General features: G+C 32.4%; 16 protein-coding genes. 5 read left to right on the top strand and 11 right to left on the bottom strand.

The window, feature by feature from the left end; translation table 11 throughout:
* Positions 1-3: 3 nt before the first annotated feature.
* The 3 genes from galE to KA883_RS12125 form a co-directional block, all read right to left on the bottom strand.
* Positions 4-996 carry a UDP-glucose 4-epimerase GalE gene (galE, locus tag KA883_RS12135; protein WP_046208454.1) on the bottom strand — a complete coding sequence of 331 codons (993 nt, stop codon included), beginning with the start codon at positions 994-996 and terminating at the stop codon, positions 4-6.
* Between the two features lie 29 nt (positions 997-1,025).
* On the bottom strand, positions 1,026-2,186 hold the full coding sequence (locus KA883_RS12130; protein WP_046208455.1) for a galactokinase: 1,161 nt from the start codon (positions 2,184-2,186) through the stop codon (positions 1,026-1,028).
* A 99-nt stretch (positions 2,187-2,285) separates the two neighbouring features.
* Positions 2,286-3,302, bottom strand: coding sequence for a LacI family DNA-binding transcriptional regulator (locus tag KA883_RS12125; protein ID WP_046208456.1), 1,017 nt, complete (start codon positions 3,300-3,302; stop codon positions 2,286-2,288).
* 165 nt (positions 3,303-3,467) lie between these two features.
* Between KA883_RS12125 and fdhD the strand changes: the two genes are divergently transcribed.
* The gene (gene fdhD, locus KA883_RS12120; RefSeq protein ID WP_046208457.1) at positions 3,468-4,256 is read left to right on the top strand and encodes a formate dehydrogenase accessory sulfurtransferase FdhD; all 789 of its coding nucleotides are present in this window, start codon (positions 3,468-3,470) and stop codon (positions 4,254-4,256) included.
* A gap of 324 nt (positions 4,257-4,580) precedes the next feature.
* On the opposite strand, the gene KA883_RS12115 is transcribed toward fdhD, so the two are convergent.
* From KA883_RS12115 to KA883_RS12100, 4 genes are all read right to left on the bottom strand, one after another.
* The gene (locus KA883_RS12115; RefSeq protein ID WP_046208458.1) at positions 4,581-5,333 is read right to left on the bottom strand and encodes a GNAT family N-acetyltransferase; all 753 of its coding nucleotides are present in this window, start codon (positions 5,331-5,333) and stop codon (positions 4,581-4,583) included.
* A 30-nt stretch (positions 5,334-5,363) separates the two neighbouring features.
* Entirely contained in the window at positions 5,364-5,912 is a 549-nt protein-coding gene (locus KA883_RS12110) for a biotin transporter BioY (RefSeq protein ID WP_046208459.1), read from the bottom strand.
* Between the two features lie 193 nt (positions 5,913-6,105).
* Entirely contained in the window at positions 6,106-7,023 is a 918-nt protein-coding gene (locus tag KA883_RS12105) for an ABC transporter substrate-binding protein (protein ID WP_046208460.1), read from the bottom strand.
* Positions 7,024-7,241: 218 nt separating this feature from the next.
* Positions 7,242-8,393, bottom strand: coding sequence for an acyl-CoA dehydrogenase family protein (locus KA883_RS12100; RefSeq protein WP_046208461.1), 1,152 nt, complete (start codon positions 8,391-8,393; stop codon positions 7,242-7,244).
* A gap of 147 nt (positions 8,394-8,540) precedes the next feature.
* On the opposite strand from KA883_RS12100, the gene KA883_RS12095 reads away from it, so the two are divergent.
* From KA883_RS12095 to KA883_RS12080, 4 genes are read left to right on the top strand one after another with little or no spacing between them, the layout of a single operon-like run.
* Positions 8,541-9,290: an amino acid ABC transporter ATP-binding protein gene (locus tag KA883_RS12095; protein ID WP_046208462.1), complete on the top strand. Its 750-nt coding sequence runs from the start codon at positions 8,541-8,543 to the stop codon at positions 9,288-9,290.
* Positions 9,287-10,141 (top strand): amino acid ABC transporter substrate-binding protein, encoded by an 855-nt coding sequence (locus KA883_RS12090; RefSeq protein ID WP_046208463.1) that lies wholly within the window; start codon positions 9,287-9,289, stop codon positions 10,139-10,141. Before KA883_RS12095 ends, KA883_RS12090 begins: the two co-directional genes overlap by 4 nt.
* Entirely contained in the window at positions 10,138-10,824 is a 687-nt protein-coding gene (locus tag KA883_RS12085) for an amino acid ABC transporter permease (protein WP_046208464.1), read from the top strand. The genes KA883_RS12090 and KA883_RS12085 overlap by 4 nt, the downstream gene beginning before the upstream one ends.
* A gap of 12 nt (positions 10,825-10,836) precedes the next feature.
* A complete protein-coding gene (locus tag KA883_RS12080; RefSeq protein WP_046208465.1) occupies positions 10,837-11,538 on the top strand; it encodes an amino acid ABC transporter permease in 702 nt (233 codons plus the stop codon).
* Positions 11,539-11,884: 346 nt separating this feature from the next.
* Here KA883_RS12080 and KA883_RS12075 read toward each other — a convergent pair whose 3' ends face one another.
* From KA883_RS12075 to KA883_RS12060, 4 genes are all read right to left on the bottom strand, one after another.
* Positions 11,885-12,967, bottom strand: coding sequence for a PTS sugar transporter subunit IIC (locus KA883_RS12075; protein ID WP_210140000.1), 1,083 nt, complete (start codon positions 12,965-12,967; stop codon positions 11,885-11,887).
* A gap of 174 nt (positions 12,968-13,141) precedes the next feature.
* The gene (locus tag KA883_RS12070; protein ID WP_046208467.1) at positions 13,142-13,495 is read right to left on the bottom strand and encodes a transcriptional regulator, SarA/Rot family; all 354 of its coding nucleotides are present in this window, start codon (positions 13,493-13,495) and stop codon (positions 13,142-13,144) included.
* Positions 13,496-14,121: 626 nt separating this feature from the next.
* Entirely contained in the window at positions 14,122-14,481 is a 360-nt protein-coding gene (locus KA883_RS12065; protein WP_046208468.1) for a DoxX family protein, read from the bottom strand.
* A gap of 13 nt (positions 14,482-14,494) precedes the next feature.
* Positions 14,495-15,547: an LLM class flavin-dependent oxidoreductase gene (locus tag KA883_RS12060; protein WP_046208726.1), complete on the bottom strand. Its 1,053-nt coding sequence runs from the start codon at positions 15,545-15,547 to the stop codon at positions 14,495-14,497.
* Positions 15,548-15,907: the final 360 nt, after the last annotated feature.

Below are 15,907 nucleotides of genomic sequence, written 5' to 3'. Positions count from 1 at the left end.
CCATTATACCTCCTGATACCCGTTGGGGTGCTTTTCATGCCATTGCCAAGCAGAACCAATAATATCGTGTATATCATCATGTTTAGGTTTCCATCCTAATACTTCCTGTGCTTTATTACTTGATGCAATTAATTTGCTAGGATCTCCAGCTCTTCTTTCACCAACAACTGCGTTTATTGTTTTACCTGTGACTTTTCTTGCTGCTTCTAAAATTTCAAACACTGAATAACCTTGGCTACTACCTAAGTTAAACGCACCTGATTCTCCACCATTTTTTAAATGTTGAAACGCTAAAATATGCGCATCTATTAAATCAACGACATGTAAATAATCTCGTATGCAAGAGCCATCTTCCGTATCATAATCATCACCAAAAACAGTTAGTTCATCTCTTTGCCCTAACGCTACTTGTAATACAATTGGGATTAAATGTGTTTCAGGTCTATGATCTTCCCCTATTATGCCGTGTTCTTTAGCGCCTGCAACATTAAAGTATCGGAGTGCAGCAAAATTCACACCATATGCTTCATGACACCAATGCATCATTTTTTCCATCATTAATTTACTTTCACCATAAGGACTTGTTGGTGTTTTAGAATCATTTTCTGTAATTGGCACAGAGTCAGGTTCACCATATACAGCTGCTGTTGATGAGAAAACAATATGCATGACATCATGGTCATACATCACTTCTAACAATACTTGTAGACCATTAACATTATTATTAAAATATGTTAATGGTTTCTCTACAGATTCACCAACTAATGAGTATGCGCAAAAATGAAATACACCTTCAATATTTTCACTATTAAATACATTTTCTAAAAATGCTTTATCACGAATATCACCTTCGTAAAATTTCGCTTTATTGTGTATTGCTGCTTTATGTCCAGTGCCTAAATTATCTACAACTACAACATCATAGCCTCTATGAATTAATTGGTCTACGGCATGGCTTCCAATATAACCTGCGCCACCTAATACTAATACGCTCATGGAAAAATCCTTTCTTTTTCAAATTTATTTTAAATTGTTTTTACACCATCACTAATGCCCACATGATAAAACGATGGCTCATAGCCGATTTTTTCTATATATTTATTTGAGACTTCATCTTCTAGTGCTTGAATTTGATTTTTGTGCACTAAAGCAATTGCACATCCTGCAAAGCCAGCACCAGTCATTCTTGCACCGAGTACGCCTTCCACTTGTTGCGCAGTTTCCGCCAATGTATCAAGCTCAATACCTGTTACTTCATAATCATCTTTTAATGAGGCGTGCGAATCATTTAATAAATGGCCAAATTTTTCAAAATCATTAACAGATAATGCTTGATAAGCAAGTTTCGTACGTTCATTTTCTGAAACAGCGTGTTTTGCTCTTTTGCGTTTCACATCATCTTTAATAAGCATTTGATGTTTTTCAAATTGTTCCATTGTTAATTCACCTAAAGACTCAATATTTAATTTTTGTTGTAATGATGACAGTGCAGATTCACATTCACTTCTACGTTCATTATATTTACTTTCAGTTAATGAGCGACGTTTATTGGTATTCATGATGGATATGACATAGTCTCCAAACTTAGCAGGTACATATTCATAATCTAACGTTGCAGTATCTAGTAATATGGCATGTTCTGCTTTCCCCATACCTATAATGAATTGATCCATAATCCCTGAGTTGACACCCATAAATTGATTTTCAGTACGTTGCCCTATCTTAATAAGCTCTAATCTCTCTAAATTCAAGTCAAATAACTGCTTTACCAACCAACCAGTTAGTAATTCGATTGATGCAGAAGATGAAAGGCTCGCGCCGTTTGGAATATTACCTTCTACCAAAATATCAAAGCCTTGATTAATTTCTGAAAAAGCTTCTACTAAATATTTAATAACACCTTTCGGATAATTCGCCCAATCATGCTCTTTATGAAAATCTAAATGTTCTAAGTCGAAGGAAATCATACCAACCGTTTCAAAATTATTAGAATATAGGCGAACCAATTTATCTTCTCGTTTAACTGCTAAACCATACGTACCTAATTCAATTGCTGCTGGAAACACATATCCCCCATTATAATCAGTATGTTCTCCTATTAAGTTAATTCTTCCTGGTGCAAATGCACTCACTTCAGGCTTCACGTCAAATAAACTTTCGAATTTCTCGCGCATAGCTTCTAACATAACGTCCCACTCCTTTTAAAATCGATATACACAAAAATCAAAACCCTTAGTAAACTTAAATAAAGTTTACTTGTTTACTAAATGTTTTGTCAATACACTTCACTTATTAACTTTAAAAGTCATCCTTTCTTTCAGTTGTGCTTCTGCAATTACATGAATAGCAATTTTCCTTGTTTTATTTATTCTCTCTTCTGCCATTCTTACTGCTATTTTTCCGAAATCGTCTATCGGTATATGTACGCTACTTATAGAAGGAACCGCATACTGAATCACTTCCAAATCGTTAAAACTTATCAATTTGATATCATCAGGTAAAGTGTATTTTTTTAGTTGTAGTTGTTGCAATATGCCTAAAGCGATCATATCGTTACCTGCGATAAAAACTTGAGGTAGATGTTGATTTTGTAATACTTCGTTTACTGCATTTATACCATCTTCTTTATGCCAACCATTCATTAATACTTTACCTTTTCTTTGGTGCTTATTACACCAATCATTGAATGCGATATACCGTTTATCTTCAAAATTTTGATTATTTAGTGTTGGCATGCCTGCAAGGTTTTTTATTGTATGAGTACCACCTACGTAAACAATATCGTTTAATTCTGAATGATCTATATCATCTAATAGTTGAGTCATTGCATCATATAAATCCGAATACACTGCATCAACTGATTTAGGCGTGTTAGGGTTATTAATAACCACAATATTCTGATTGTAACTCTGCAATTCTAGAATAGCTTCTGCAGCAAAATTACCTACAACAATAATTGCGCCAGCTTTGGCTATTTTAGTAAAATCAATCGCATCATGTTCTCCATCAATGCGAAGTGTTCTTTTTAATGATAGATTTAAACGTTTTACTTCTGCTTCAATAGCTAATCTAATCTCACGATAATACGGATCAGACATTTCTTTGGCTCTTGATGCATAAGTAATAATTTGTATACTTTTATTTTTTCTTTCAGCTTTTTTATATTGAAAATTTTCTGCTATGTCATATATTCTTTTTCTCGTTTCTTCCGCGACAGATAAGGTGGGATCATTATTTAATACGCGCGAAACCGTTCCTGGACTCACCCTTGCTTCTTTCGCAATATCTCTTATACTAGCCATTTGCGAATCACCTCTCACTATTGTGTTTACTATAAGTTTACTTCTAAGTTTGGTATATATCAAACAAATATTGTAGTTAAGCTTTTGGATATAAATGCAATTTATTTTTTTGCAACAAAAAATACGCTAAAATAGATAGTGAATAGGAACTGGGGGATAAATACTATGAACGAAGATGTTTTAACAAACCAACATATTGTTAGATATGAAGAAGGTAAACTTATTGAAACAACAGATCACTATGTCACAGAATTCCCACTGACGATTATGGTCAATGGTGAAGAATTTGCAACGGTCATTTGCAGTCCAAATCATATGAAAGAATTAGTACTAGGTTTTTTAGCTTCAGAAGGTGCTATTTTAAAAAGTGATGATTTGAAATCAATCCAAATTGATGATAGTAAAGGCTTTGCACATGTCGAATTAACCAAATCACTTAATGACCGGTTTGAATATTCTACTAAACGGATGATTGCATCTTGCTGTGGTAAGAGTCGTGAATTTTATTTCCACAATGATGCTGCAATAGCTAAAACATCAATGTCTAAAATTAAACTCACCCCTCACCAAGTCCTTAACATGATGACACGTTTACAAAGTGCAAGTAAAATTTTCAAACAAACTGGTGGATTGCATAATGCTGCCATCAGTGATGGAGAGGCATTTTTTGAACATAGACAAGATATAGGTAGACATAATGCCTTAGATAAACTTTATGGTTATTGCATACAACATCATATACCTGTGCGAGATAAAGTATTAATATTTAGTGGGCGTATATCTTCCGAAATCCTTATTAAAGCTGCGAAAATTGGCGTTGGTGTGATTTTATCTAAATCCGCACCAACCACATTAGCTGTAACACTTGCCAATGATTTAAATATTACAGCAATTGGTTTTATTCGGGATGGTAATTTTAATGTTTATAGCCATCCAGAGCGCATAATATCATAATGTGTTAAACGCCCTTTACATCATAAAAATACCAAATTAAAGACAAATCTTAAGTGATGATTCACCTGAGGTTTGTCTTTTTATCTATTAAATGATGCGCTTTGATAAAAGTATCTACACTCATTCAAAATTAATAATGTATTTAATGTTGGATGTGGGTTAACGCTAATACTTACAAAAAACATCAGCCAAATATTACACCATAAAACAGTACCTTCAGAAAATATGCATAAAAAAATGTCGACAAAGTTAATGGCTTTGTCGACAGTATAGTACGCTCACGTTGCGAGCATATTTTTTAATTAAAGTAAAAATGAGGCTTTTTCAAATATCTTCTTTTACAATGTGATAACAAAAACTGATAAAAACATAACCTTGCTTCACGTACATATCTTTAGCACTATCTTCTCCATCGGCGATCAAAATCAATGGTTTGGGCATGGCTAATTCTGCAGCAAAACTTTGCATCACACTACCGACGCCTTGTCTTTGATGGCATGTTAAAACACCAAATCCATCAATTTCCACAGTTGTCTCATCTATGATCAAATCTAATATACCAGCTGGAACACCCTGCCTATATGCTATAAGACGGGTTTTAGCATCATTAATATATTGATTTTTAATCATATTTGTACTTTCTTTAACATACCCCTCACCATATGGTGCTGCAAATTGGCTATGAACACTAATATAATCATCTATAGTATGCGCATCCACTACTTTAACTTCTACTTCAGAGTCTATATACTTTTTGAATTTTTGAGGTTCAATCGCATATAACTCCATGAGTCCTAATTCAAATTGCTCTTGGCTAATTAATCCTAACCATTGTTGGTCTAATGCTACGTTTTCCGGAAAAGTAAAAGTTAAATGATTAGAGTTTTGTTGCTTATGAAAATCAGTTTGTGTAGCTATATCCGCTTTCCATTGTTGAATTGAAGGCATTTGTTTATACACCCATTTATTTGCATCAAATATTAAAGGCATTTGAGGAGTTAAATAAATAGTTTTATATGCATCTTCAACGTAAACATTCCCAGGTTGGAAAATATTACTCAAAGTTATGTTCACCATCATTTCTCCTCCTCTTTGTCTCAATTAATTCTACTTAAGTAATTGCTTGAATCGACTATGGTTTAACATGATATTGCCTATTAAACTAGCAATTAGCGCTTTAATAACATCTCCTGGCATAAAGACAAAAGATAACATGATTGATTTAGAAATTGGCAAATTTGTAATAAGTCCCATTATAATCGTACCCACAACATCTAACAAAACGACACCTATCAATACAGTTGTTATTAATAATACAATAAAGTTGATCTTTTTCAAATATAAGTCTCTTACAAGACCAATAAGATATGTAATAACAGGGTACATAAATAAAAAACCTGCTGATGGTCCTGCAAAAACACCAATACCACCACGGCCACCTGATAACAATGGTAATCCAGCAACAACTAAAAGTAATAAAACAACGACACTCAATGTGCCATATTTACGACCTAATAAAATGGCAGCTAGAAATATACCGATATTTTGTAACACAATTGGTACAGGCATTATGGGTAATGGTATTGCAGGTACAAAACCTAAAACTGCAATAATAGCAGTCATTAAAGCAGTATAAACTAAATATTTCGTTGACATCATCAAACCTCCTTCGATGAAAAAATTATACCACAAATGTAAACTGTTAAAAATAAAAAGTTTACAATTTAAATTTATAATCTTTTTCTAAACAAAAAAACATGAGCTTGAGACATCTTTGCTTTGTCACACGCTCATGTTTTATTTTGGTGATATTTATTTAAATCTCTAAAATACTACTGTAAATAATAGATTATGAATTCGTTTTTAAAAATTTCTCTTTCAAATCTTTTCTCATATACTCCAATGTATAAGGGTCGTTGTACCAATAAGTTTCTGCTTGCACTTCTATAACATGATTATTTTTAACTGCAGATAAGTTATTCCATAAATCAGTTTTTTTATAACCTGGTTTTGATTTACCCTCACTCGTGGAAACGATATAATCACCAGCATAATCCGCTAGTTTTTCTTGTTTAATTTCAGCCCAGCCTTCTTTTTTAACTAGCTCATTGAGTTTGTTAGGCATCTTTAATCCAAATGCTTGGTACATAACTTCTCCTCCACGTCCCCAGTTAGGTCCGTAAGTGTAAAGTTTTTTATCAAATTCATCAAAAATTGACACTGTTGTATCTTCACCAATTTTCGCTTTGATTGCTTCACCATCTTTTTCAGTTTGTGATTTCCATTTTTCTTCCCATTTTTTTACTTTATCTTCTTTTCCAAGTAGTTTACCTAATTGTCTTTGTTGATCTAAATATTTATGTTTACCATAATCGTAAACAACAGTCGGTGCAATTTTCTTATACTTTTTAATGTTTTTATCTGTAGAGTAAGCTACAATCAAATCTGGTTTTGTTTTTGCAACTTTTTCAACATCATTTTCTCCAACTTTTTCAACATCTTTAAATTTATCTTTTAAAATATGACTGTTATCGACTTGCTCATTGACAGCTACAATTTTACCTCCTAAATATTTTATTCCGCCTGCGTATGTAGGTGCAACAACTGCAATACGTTCAGGATTTTTAGGTATATCAATTTTCTTTCCGCTATCTAATGTATAAGCTTTTGTGTCTTCTTTGTTACTATCTGAGCCGCTTTCAGATTTTTTGCCGCAAGCTGCTAATATTAGAACCATTATAATTATTGGAAATATTAATTTTTTCATAAGTCTCCTCCATTGAAAATGATTATCATTACCATTGAATTATATAATGATTATAAAATTTGTACAATAGAAAACCTAAAATTTTTATTATTTTAAAAAATAAAAAAAGGAATGAGTTAGAAAATCAACTTTAATCATTGATTTCATATACTCATTGCAATATAAATCGTTTATTCAAAGATTTCATTGACTATAAAGACAAGCCATGTTCTCGGCATTTATTTAAAGTGGCCTAATACACTATGCGCAATATTAGTATAGGCCATGTCTTCCATCGGCGGATTATGCAGACCAGCTCGCATATCTCTATAATAACGTTGCAATGGTCGTTCCATTTCTAAACTCTTAGCGCCCACAATACGCATGGCAATATCTATTACTTCTAAACCTTGATTCATCACCAACACTTTACTTGCTGAAGTTTCATTCCAAATCGGTATCTCTTGCTGTTGGTTGTATAACGCTGCAGTACTCCATAAAAAGTGGCGTGCAGACAATAGTAATGATTCCATTTTACCAACATTTTGCTGTACAGTTGAAATATCGCCAATCACACCATCAATACTTGCAGGACTATAATTTTTTGCAAAATCTACGGCATAATCTCTCGCCGCTTGTGCAATACCTAGATATGTACTAGGGATATGTAGTATCCAGCCATTAGGTTGCTTGCCACCCGCACCTCTTATTTCTACAAAATTTTCTTCTGGAATGAAAACATCATTTAAAATCAAATCGTGACTTTCAGTTGCACGCATGCCTACCATATTCCAATTGTCTGCAATCTCCACACCAGGCGTATCTTCAGATATCAAGAAAAAACCAACAGTATCAATTTCTTCATAATAGGCACTTACAATAAAATGGCTTAATCTTCTACTCATTGAAGTAAAGGTTTTGACCCCATTAATCACAAAACCGTTATCTTTTTTTATTGCATGTGTAGCAGGTCTTGCGCCGCGTGTAGGACTACCTGTTTCGGCTTCACTGACAGCTCTGTTAACTAATGCACCTTTTTTCACTTCTACTGCAAAGCGCTCTAGCATATCTTGTTCCCAAGCATGTTGTTCATATAATTGCCCAACAACACTAAGGTGCCAGCCAACTGAAAGTGCAGTCGCACCATCTATAGCTCCTAAATATGTCTGTAGTACAACCATATCTTCAACAGTCGCACCCTCACCACCATATGCTTTAGGTAACGTTAATAACGTATAACCTTCTTTTACCAACCAATCAATATTTTCATATGGAAATCTTGAATGTTTATCATTATAATCAGCTTTTTCTTTAAACTGCGCTTTGATTGAATCAAATTTATCTATCCACTTTTTTTGTATCTCTGTATGTATTAATGCAGAATAATTCACAGTGTCCACCTCATTTTAGACTTTTCTCTATTAAACTTAGTGTAACACTCGCTTATAACGAATAAAAGCTATTAGATTACAAAATCTTACTTTACCGATAAGGATTAATGTGATACTTTGTACGTATTGATATTCTGGGGGTTTAAAATGATTACAGTTGAACATTTAATACATAAATATAAAAATCATACTGTTCTTAATGGCGTTAGCTTTTCACAAAATAAGGGAACTGTGACTGCTATCATCGGTCCAAGTGGATCAGGTAAAACAACGCTACTTAGAACATTGAACGCGTTAGCGATACCAAAATCAGGTACAATTCAAATTGGTAATCAAAATTTTGTCGCCGATAAACATTCAAAAAAAGATATTTCACAGTTAAGAAAGAAATCTGCGATGGTGTTTCAAAACTATAATTTATTCAAAAACAAAACAATTCTTGAAAACATTACAGTTGGCTTGATACATGGTAAAAAAATGCCTGCTAAACAGGCAAATGAAATGGCCATTTCTTATTTAGAGCGTTTTAATTTATTAAACCAAAAAGATAAATATCCTTCACAACTATCTGGTGGTCAAAGTCAACGCATAGGAATCATACGTGCCTTAGCGCTTAATCCAGAAGTACTGCTATTAGATGAACCTACGTCTGCGTTAGATCCTGAATCAATTCAAGGCGTATTGTCACTTATCAAATCTATTGCACAAGAAGGCATGACCATGGTAATCGTCACTCATGAAATACAATTTGCTAAAGCAATTGCAGATCAAATTCTATTTATAGATGAAGGTAAAATATTGAAACAAGGTACACCACAATCAGTTTTAGAATCTTCTGATTCTAAAAGAATTAATCGTTTTTTAAACACCGTAGAAATGGAGCGTGACTTATTATGAAAAATAATAAGTTACGCATTTTAATCATTTCATTGTTGATTACGGTGTTATTTAGTGGATGTAGTCAAACACAAGAATCCACAAGTCATAATAATAAAAAAGAAATCAAAGTAGCAATTTCTGCAGAAGTTAATCCGCCTTATTTGTATACAAATAAACAAAATGAGTTTGCCGGTTTGGATATAGACTACCTAAAACTATTAGAAAAAAAGTTACCGCAATATCAGTTTAACTATGAAGTTGGCGAGGAAGAATCTAATCTTGTAGGTATTGGTTCTGGAAAGTTTGATATGGGAATTAACTGGTTTTTCAAAACGCCTGAACGTGAAAAACAATTTCTCTATCAAGACGTTCCTTATAGTTACGCATTGCCTTTAATTGTTGTTCATAAAAATAATTCTGATATACATTCACTCAATGACTTACCTGATAAAAAATTAACACCAATGGCACCGAGTGGCGGATTATACTCTATATTATCTCAGTATAATAATTCACATTCTCCAAAAATTGATATCGATACTATTCAAGAACCTTCTAACGGGGACAATTTAAAAATGGTTAGCAACAACAGACGTGATGCCATGATTTTAAACTGGAACACTTACAATGCGATTCAAAAACAAATCAATGCTGATGTTAAAATTGGCGGAATTATAAAAAAAGAATCATTGCATATTGTCTATAATAAAAAGCATCAAAAATTGCATGACGATATTGATCAAGCTACTCAAGAACTGATAGATGAAGGTGAATTACAAAAACTTTCTGAAAAATATTTTGATATCAATGTATTTGATGATTTGGATGAAATAAACAAGCAAAAAGATAAATTGGAGGTACAATCATGACAAATTCTGTTAACTGGGGTGATTTATTCGGCCAAGTTTTACAACAATTACCCATAACACTATTCATCTTTATATTGTCACTCTTTTTTGCCTTAATACTTGGGTGCTTATTAGCAACCATCCGTATCAAAAAAGTAAAAGTATTATCACCTATCGTCCGTATTTATCTGTCTTTTATTCGAAGTACACCTTTAATTTTACAACTTTTTTTGGCATATTTTGCTTTGCCGCAATTATTATTATTCATCCAAATCGATATCAATCATTTTAGCAGACTGTTTTTTGTAATTTTAGCGTTCACATTGCATACGGGTGCTTATCTTTCAGAGATTATACGGGCAGGATACCAATCAGTAGACTATAGCCAAATTGAAGCAGGACTATCTGTCGGTTTATCTTACCCACGGATTTTAGTAGATATTATAATTCCACAAGCGTTACGCAACAGTATTCCAAACTTGACGACACAAGTGATTGAACTAATTAAAGACACATCTTTAGCTTTTACAATTGGGATTATTGATATGATGGGACAAGTTAAATTAATTATTGGAAATAACTATGGACTAGGTATGTTAGAAGTTTATGTCGTCATATCTATTATTTACTGGATAATCGCTCTTATCATACAAACTATATTTGCACTCATCAATAAACGAGCCCAAAAACCATATCGTGTCTAAGGAGGTAATACTTTGTCATTTATACTTTATACTGTTTCAGAAGTGCTTAAGGGTGTACCAAATACAATTATTATTTCAATTGTAGCAATGATCGTAGGTTTAATTATCGGCACACTATTTGCTTTTATTCAAACTAAAAATGTTCCAATTCTCTCTCAAATTATAGTGATATATAATTCTTTTTTTAGAAGCACACCACTTATTGTCCAATTATTTATTATGTATTATGGCATACCAAAATTAGTGATTTGGAGTAATGCACAATTTACATTGACAATTAATCCTGATATTTTCTCACCATTAGTTATTGCATTTATTGTTTTTTCCTTACATGCTGTTGCATATTTGTCAGAATCTATTAAAGGGGGATTACTTTCAGTCGATACCGATCAAATTGAAGCTGCTCAAACTGTAGGACTTTCAACAATTAGAACTTACAAAGAAATTATATTACCGCAAGCATTCAGCTATGCGCTTCCCAATATTGAAAATCAATTTATAATGCTTATCAAAGGAACTTCTCTAGCATTCGCAGTACAAGTTACTGAGATTATGGCAGTTAGTCATGTTATTGCAAATGAAGGCTATCGTTTTATAACTGTATATAGTGTAGCAGCAATATTTTATTGGTTACTTGCCATAGTACTAGAATTGCTATTTTCTAAAGTTGAAAACCGTTCAGCACAATATATGACTTCAAAAACCACAGCATAAATCACAATAGAACAAAATCATTTTCATATAGACACTTATTTAAATTTTCTGTTTTATCGATTTCCAATACTCCATGTGCTTATCTATAATTTTAACCTTAACACATGTATACAAAACGACTTATTTTTTACAGTTAATATAATAGTTAGTCGTATGTACTGAACATTTATGATGCGTTTTCTTTTCAATCTCACAGTGACAAAAAATCAGCACTCAATATAAAATATGAGTATCAAAAAGGCCCGTAACTACATTATTTCAAAATGTAGTTACGGGCCTTGATATTGATATGGACGTTCCAGTCTTTTTAAGTTTTCATTTATTCCTATAACATTGTCTTTAATAGCTACATTGCTAAACTTTCGGCATACTGTCTTTTTCTTTTATAATAATTCTTAACCTTTTTAGGCATTCTACCATTTTGTAATTCATCTTTAGTTATAATAGGATAATTTTTGAACACAATAGATCCTAAGTAACCACAAACAGCACTTCCTATTGCACATAATAATGCAACGATAATCACAGTCAATGCATTATTAAAGCCAAACATCACCATTAAGCCTGCAATTGGCGTTGCAGTGCCTGTTGCTTCATTAACGAGCCCAAACATAGCAATAATAACGCCCGATACAACGCCACCTACAAAATTTGTAGCATAAACAGGAATTGGATTGGCAGTAACGATATCTGCTTGTGATAACGGCTCAATAGCCACAGAAATCGTTGTTTTACGATCACCGAACTTCATTCGTTTAAACAAAACAAAATTCATAAACGATGATCCAAAAACTGCCAATGCACCAATTGCCATTGGTGTTCCTGTAAGTCCTAATAACGCAGTTAATGCCATTGAGCTTAAAGGTGCAGTTGCTACAACTGTTATAATCCCCCCTAGCACTATCCCCATTAGTACTGGGCTTGAAGTTGTCGAATCTTTAATGATATTACCTATTTGCAATAATGTCGCATCTACAACAGGTGCTACACCAATTGCAATAATTCGTGTGATAGGTGCAATGATAATAATTGAACCTATTAAATCCAAACCATCGGGAAATTTTTGTTCTATCCATTTCATACCAAAACTGGCTATGTAACCTGCGACAAAACCTGGTAGTAAATCCATGTTACCGCATGCAACGGCAATAACAAATGCATATACAGGAGAAACGCCCATTGCTAAAGCAACTAAACCAGCAGCAGCAACCCCGCCTAAGCCACCTGCCGCTTCACCTAACTGGCCTAAAAATGGAATTCCCATTAAATCTCCACCTACATATTTATGAAAGGCTTCGACTAAAAAAGAAGCAATTGCAGCATTTGCTAGCGCTCCCATTGCTTTTCCACCATTTGGTGCCTTACTTGTAAAAAGTGTAAACAAACATAAAACAATACCTAAAAATATAACCCCTAAAAGTAAATTCATAAAAACACCCTTCTAATATTTGTATGCGCTTTCATTTAACAAATATTAGTATATCACATTTAATGTTTTACTCAAATAATATTTTGGTTCAATATATAATTAATAAAATAAAATTACACTTTTCAGAATATTCGTTTTTTTATATATGTAACACGACTCATTTTCAAAAGTGAGTTACTTTAAGTAGTCTTGTAATGTTTTTATCATATGTTCAATTTTCTGACGTTGTGTTTCATTTATATATACAACAACTGTACGTTCGTCAATATCACTTCTCTTTTTACTCAAATAACCCATTTTAATTAATTTTTGCAAAGCTTTCGTTAAGTAGTACGGTTTTAACTCTGAATATTGCGCAATTTCTTTTGCGGTAACCTCATAAGATTGACACTCATGTATATAATTCAAAATAAATATTTCTTCATAATTTAATTTGTGATATTTCTTAGTTTCTTTGAAAAACTGTTTCCCTTTTTGATACAAAGTTATTAATTCGTTTAGTTCACTTAATTCTTTTAATTTTTCCATAAAACCACTCCTTATGTTTTTTCATGTTGTTAATATATTTCAATGTGTGCCTGTCTTTATGTAATATAATTTTATCCTATTTATGCTATTGAATTCAATATGGCTTACTATGAAAAATATTAGGTTTTACTACTATTTTTTTAATATCACTTTTTATTATTAAAATTTAGTGCTACATATATCCTTTTTGTTACTAAAAATTCACTAATAGCTTATATAAATTTTTAAAATTATTAGCATTTGCTTTTAATTTAATAAATTGAAGATCACTAAAACCAACTAAAAATACTTCGGCATATCTAATAATAAGCATTGTTATATACGTCAACCAAACAACTATATTAACCAAACAAACTGCCTAATGTCATGGAGCTATGTTGTAGCACTCTCTCATTATAAACACATAAATATCAAATTATCATTTTCAAAGTGTAATGTCGTTTTTAAAACGAAATGTTTCAATTATCACTATTTACAAGTAATTTCCTCATAAAAAATCTGTATAAAAAAACAACTTGAGACATTTATTAAAGTCCCAAGTTGTGTTAATTTTCATTTCTTATTATTCTTTATTTAAAAAGAAACACTTTATCATATTGATATCTAGACGATACCTTAATAAATAATTATTTCTTTTTACAATCTAACGTATCTAATAAGCTAAGCGCTGCTAATCCTGTTAAATCAAGTGCATGTTTTGCACCTGCTTTACCATGTCCAGCTTCAAAGTGTTTATACGCTGCTACACCTAGCACAGTAATCGTCATTAACGAAGCAATACGTGATAATCTTTTACTTGCAAAGCTTAGCACGAAAAATACTGCACTTAATGATTCTAAAGCACCAGCTAAAGGTACTGCATTTGCAGGTAAATTAAATACTTCAGTAAAAGTATCTTTCATAGATTTGTCACCTTTTAATTTAGGTTTCGCTGCACCATATAATTCTTTTGCTAATTTTAAATTTGTTAAATAACGTAATATCATTTTTACTCTCCTTCTATTTGTTTTCAAAATATTTATCTACAATAGGTTTTACCCGCTCACCCAATAATTTAATGGTGTTTATTGTATGCTCATGTGGCATTGAACCTACAGGTGTATGCAACATAAAGCGAGATAAACCTAGTGTTTCAACAGTTTCAATAATTTTATTAGCCACAGTTTCCGGACTTCCAACATATAATGCACCATTCGGGCCTGCTTCACGAATGAAACTATTTTCATCATATAGTGGCCAGCCACGTTCCTTAGCTAATACATCATGGCTTGCTTTTACTGAAGGGAAAAATTCACGAAAAGCTTGTTCATCCGTTTCAGCAATATACCCCCAAGAATGCGTAGCAATCGGTAATTCTTTCACATCATGACCATAGGATTCGGCTATCGATTTATACATATCAATATTTCTGCGGAATCTTTTGGGGTCACCGCCAATTATAGCATAAGTGATGGGTAATCCTAATGCTCCTGCTTTCAATGAAGATTCAGGTGTTCCACCTGTAGCTATAGAAATAGGTAAAATACCATGCTCAACTCTAGGATAGACACCTAAATTTTGTATATTGGGTCTCAGTTGACCGGTCCAATTTACAATTTCATTTTGATTAATTTGCATTAATAATTCAATCTTTTCATTAAATAATTGTTCATAATCATTTAAGTTATACCCAAATAGTGGAAATGATTCTATAAATGAACCTCTTCCTACCATTATTTCGGCACGACCATTTGAAATTGCATTTAATGTTGAGAACCTTTCATAAACTCTTACAGGATCATCTGAGGATAGCACAGTTACAGCACTACTCAATTTAATTTGCTTTGTATTTCTAGACGCTGCAGCTAAGACTGTAACAGGATCAGAAACGGCATAATCAGGTCGATGATGCTCTCCTAACCCATAAACATCAAGACCATAGTCATCTGCAATTTCAATCTCTTCTATGATATTTCTTATTCTCTGAGCATTGCTAATTGCAGATGTTTTACCTTTATCGGTGAAAATTTCACTATTATCAGCAAATGATGTTAAGCCAATCTCAATTTTCATTAATTCACCTCGCTTAACAAGTATATTTTTTATACTCATTATCTTAAAACCTTTCAAATAAACTGTCAATAGCATTGCTCATGAACATTACAGCCGTATTTGTATAAATTACTCTCAATTCTTTCAAAAAATAAATAATCTCTAACTTTAGAAAATAATATATTATTTAAATAACTAAATTTTAGCATTTATTAGCATTTGTAATTTTCTGTTATTTTACAGATTTGTAATAAATTAGAGTGCAAGATTACACATGAAATCATTAAAATGTGATAACAATGGGCGCTGAGAACTATATAAAACTAATGTTATTTGTTACATCTAACGATTAATTATTAGAGTTAAATTACAAAATGATAA

Source organism: Staphylococcus sp. GDY8P54P, from assembly GCF_017892645.1.
GTDB lineage: Bacteria > Bacillota > Bacilli > Staphylococcales > Staphylococcaceae > Staphylococcus > Staphylococcus ureilyticus.
This window is presented reverse-complemented; position numbering and strand designations above follow the sequence as displayed.

Excerpts from the sequence above, each read along its gene's own strand:
- KA883_RS12110 (WP_046208459.1), bottom strand. The coding sequence starts at position 5,912 with ATGTCAACGAAATATTTAGTTTATACTGCTTTAATGACTGCTATTATT.
- KA883_RS12090 (WP_046208463.1), top strand. The coding sequence starts at position 9,287 with ATGAAAAATAATAAGTTACGCATTTTAATCATTTCATTGTTGATTACG.
- galE (WP_046208454.1), bottom strand. The coding sequence starts at position 996 with ATGAGCGTATTAGTATTAGGTGGCGCAGGTTATATTGGAAGCCATGCC.
- KA883_RS12060 (WP_046208726.1), bottom strand. The coding sequence starts at position 15,547 with ATGAAAATTGAGATTGGCTTAACATCATTTGCTGATAATAGTGAAATT.
- KA883_RS12095 (WP_046208462.1), top strand. The coding sequence starts at position 8,541 with ATGATTACAGTTGAACATTTAATACATAAATATAAAAATCATACTGTT.
- KA883_RS12075 (WP_210140000.1), bottom strand. The coding sequence starts at position 12,967 with ATGAATTTACTTTTAGGGGTTATATTTTTAGGTATTGTTTTATGTTTG.
- KA883_RS12070 (WP_046208467.1), bottom strand. The coding sequence starts at position 13,495 with ATGGAAAAATTAAAAGAATTAAGTGAACTAAACGAATTAATAACTTTG.
- KA883_RS12115 (WP_046208458.1), bottom strand. The coding sequence starts at position 5,333 with ATGGTGAACATAACTTTGAGTAATATTTTCCAACCTGGGAATGTTTAC.
- KA883_RS12085 (WP_046208464.1), top strand. The coding sequence starts at position 10,138 with ATGACAAATTCTGTTAACTGGGGTGATTTATTCGGCCAAGTTTTACAA.
- fdhD (WP_046208457.1), top strand. The coding sequence starts at position 3,468 with ATGAACGAAGATGTTTTAACAAACCAACATATTGTTAGATATGAAGAA.
- KA883_RS12065 (WP_046208468.1), bottom strand. The coding sequence starts at position 14,481 with ATGATATTACGTTATTTAACAAATTTAAAATTAGCAAAAGAATTATAT.
- KA883_RS12105 (WP_046208460.1), bottom strand. The coding sequence starts at position 7,023 with ATGAAAAAATTAATATTTCCAATAATTATAATGGTTCTAATATTAGCA.
- KA883_RS12130 (WP_046208455.1), bottom strand. The coding sequence starts at position 2,186 with ATGTTAGAAGCTATGCGCGAGAAATTCGAAAGTTTATTTGACGTGAAG.
- KA883_RS12125 (WP_046208456.1), bottom strand. The coding sequence starts at position 3,302 with ATGGCTAGTATAAGAGATATTGCGAAAGAAGCAAGGGTGAGTCCAGGA.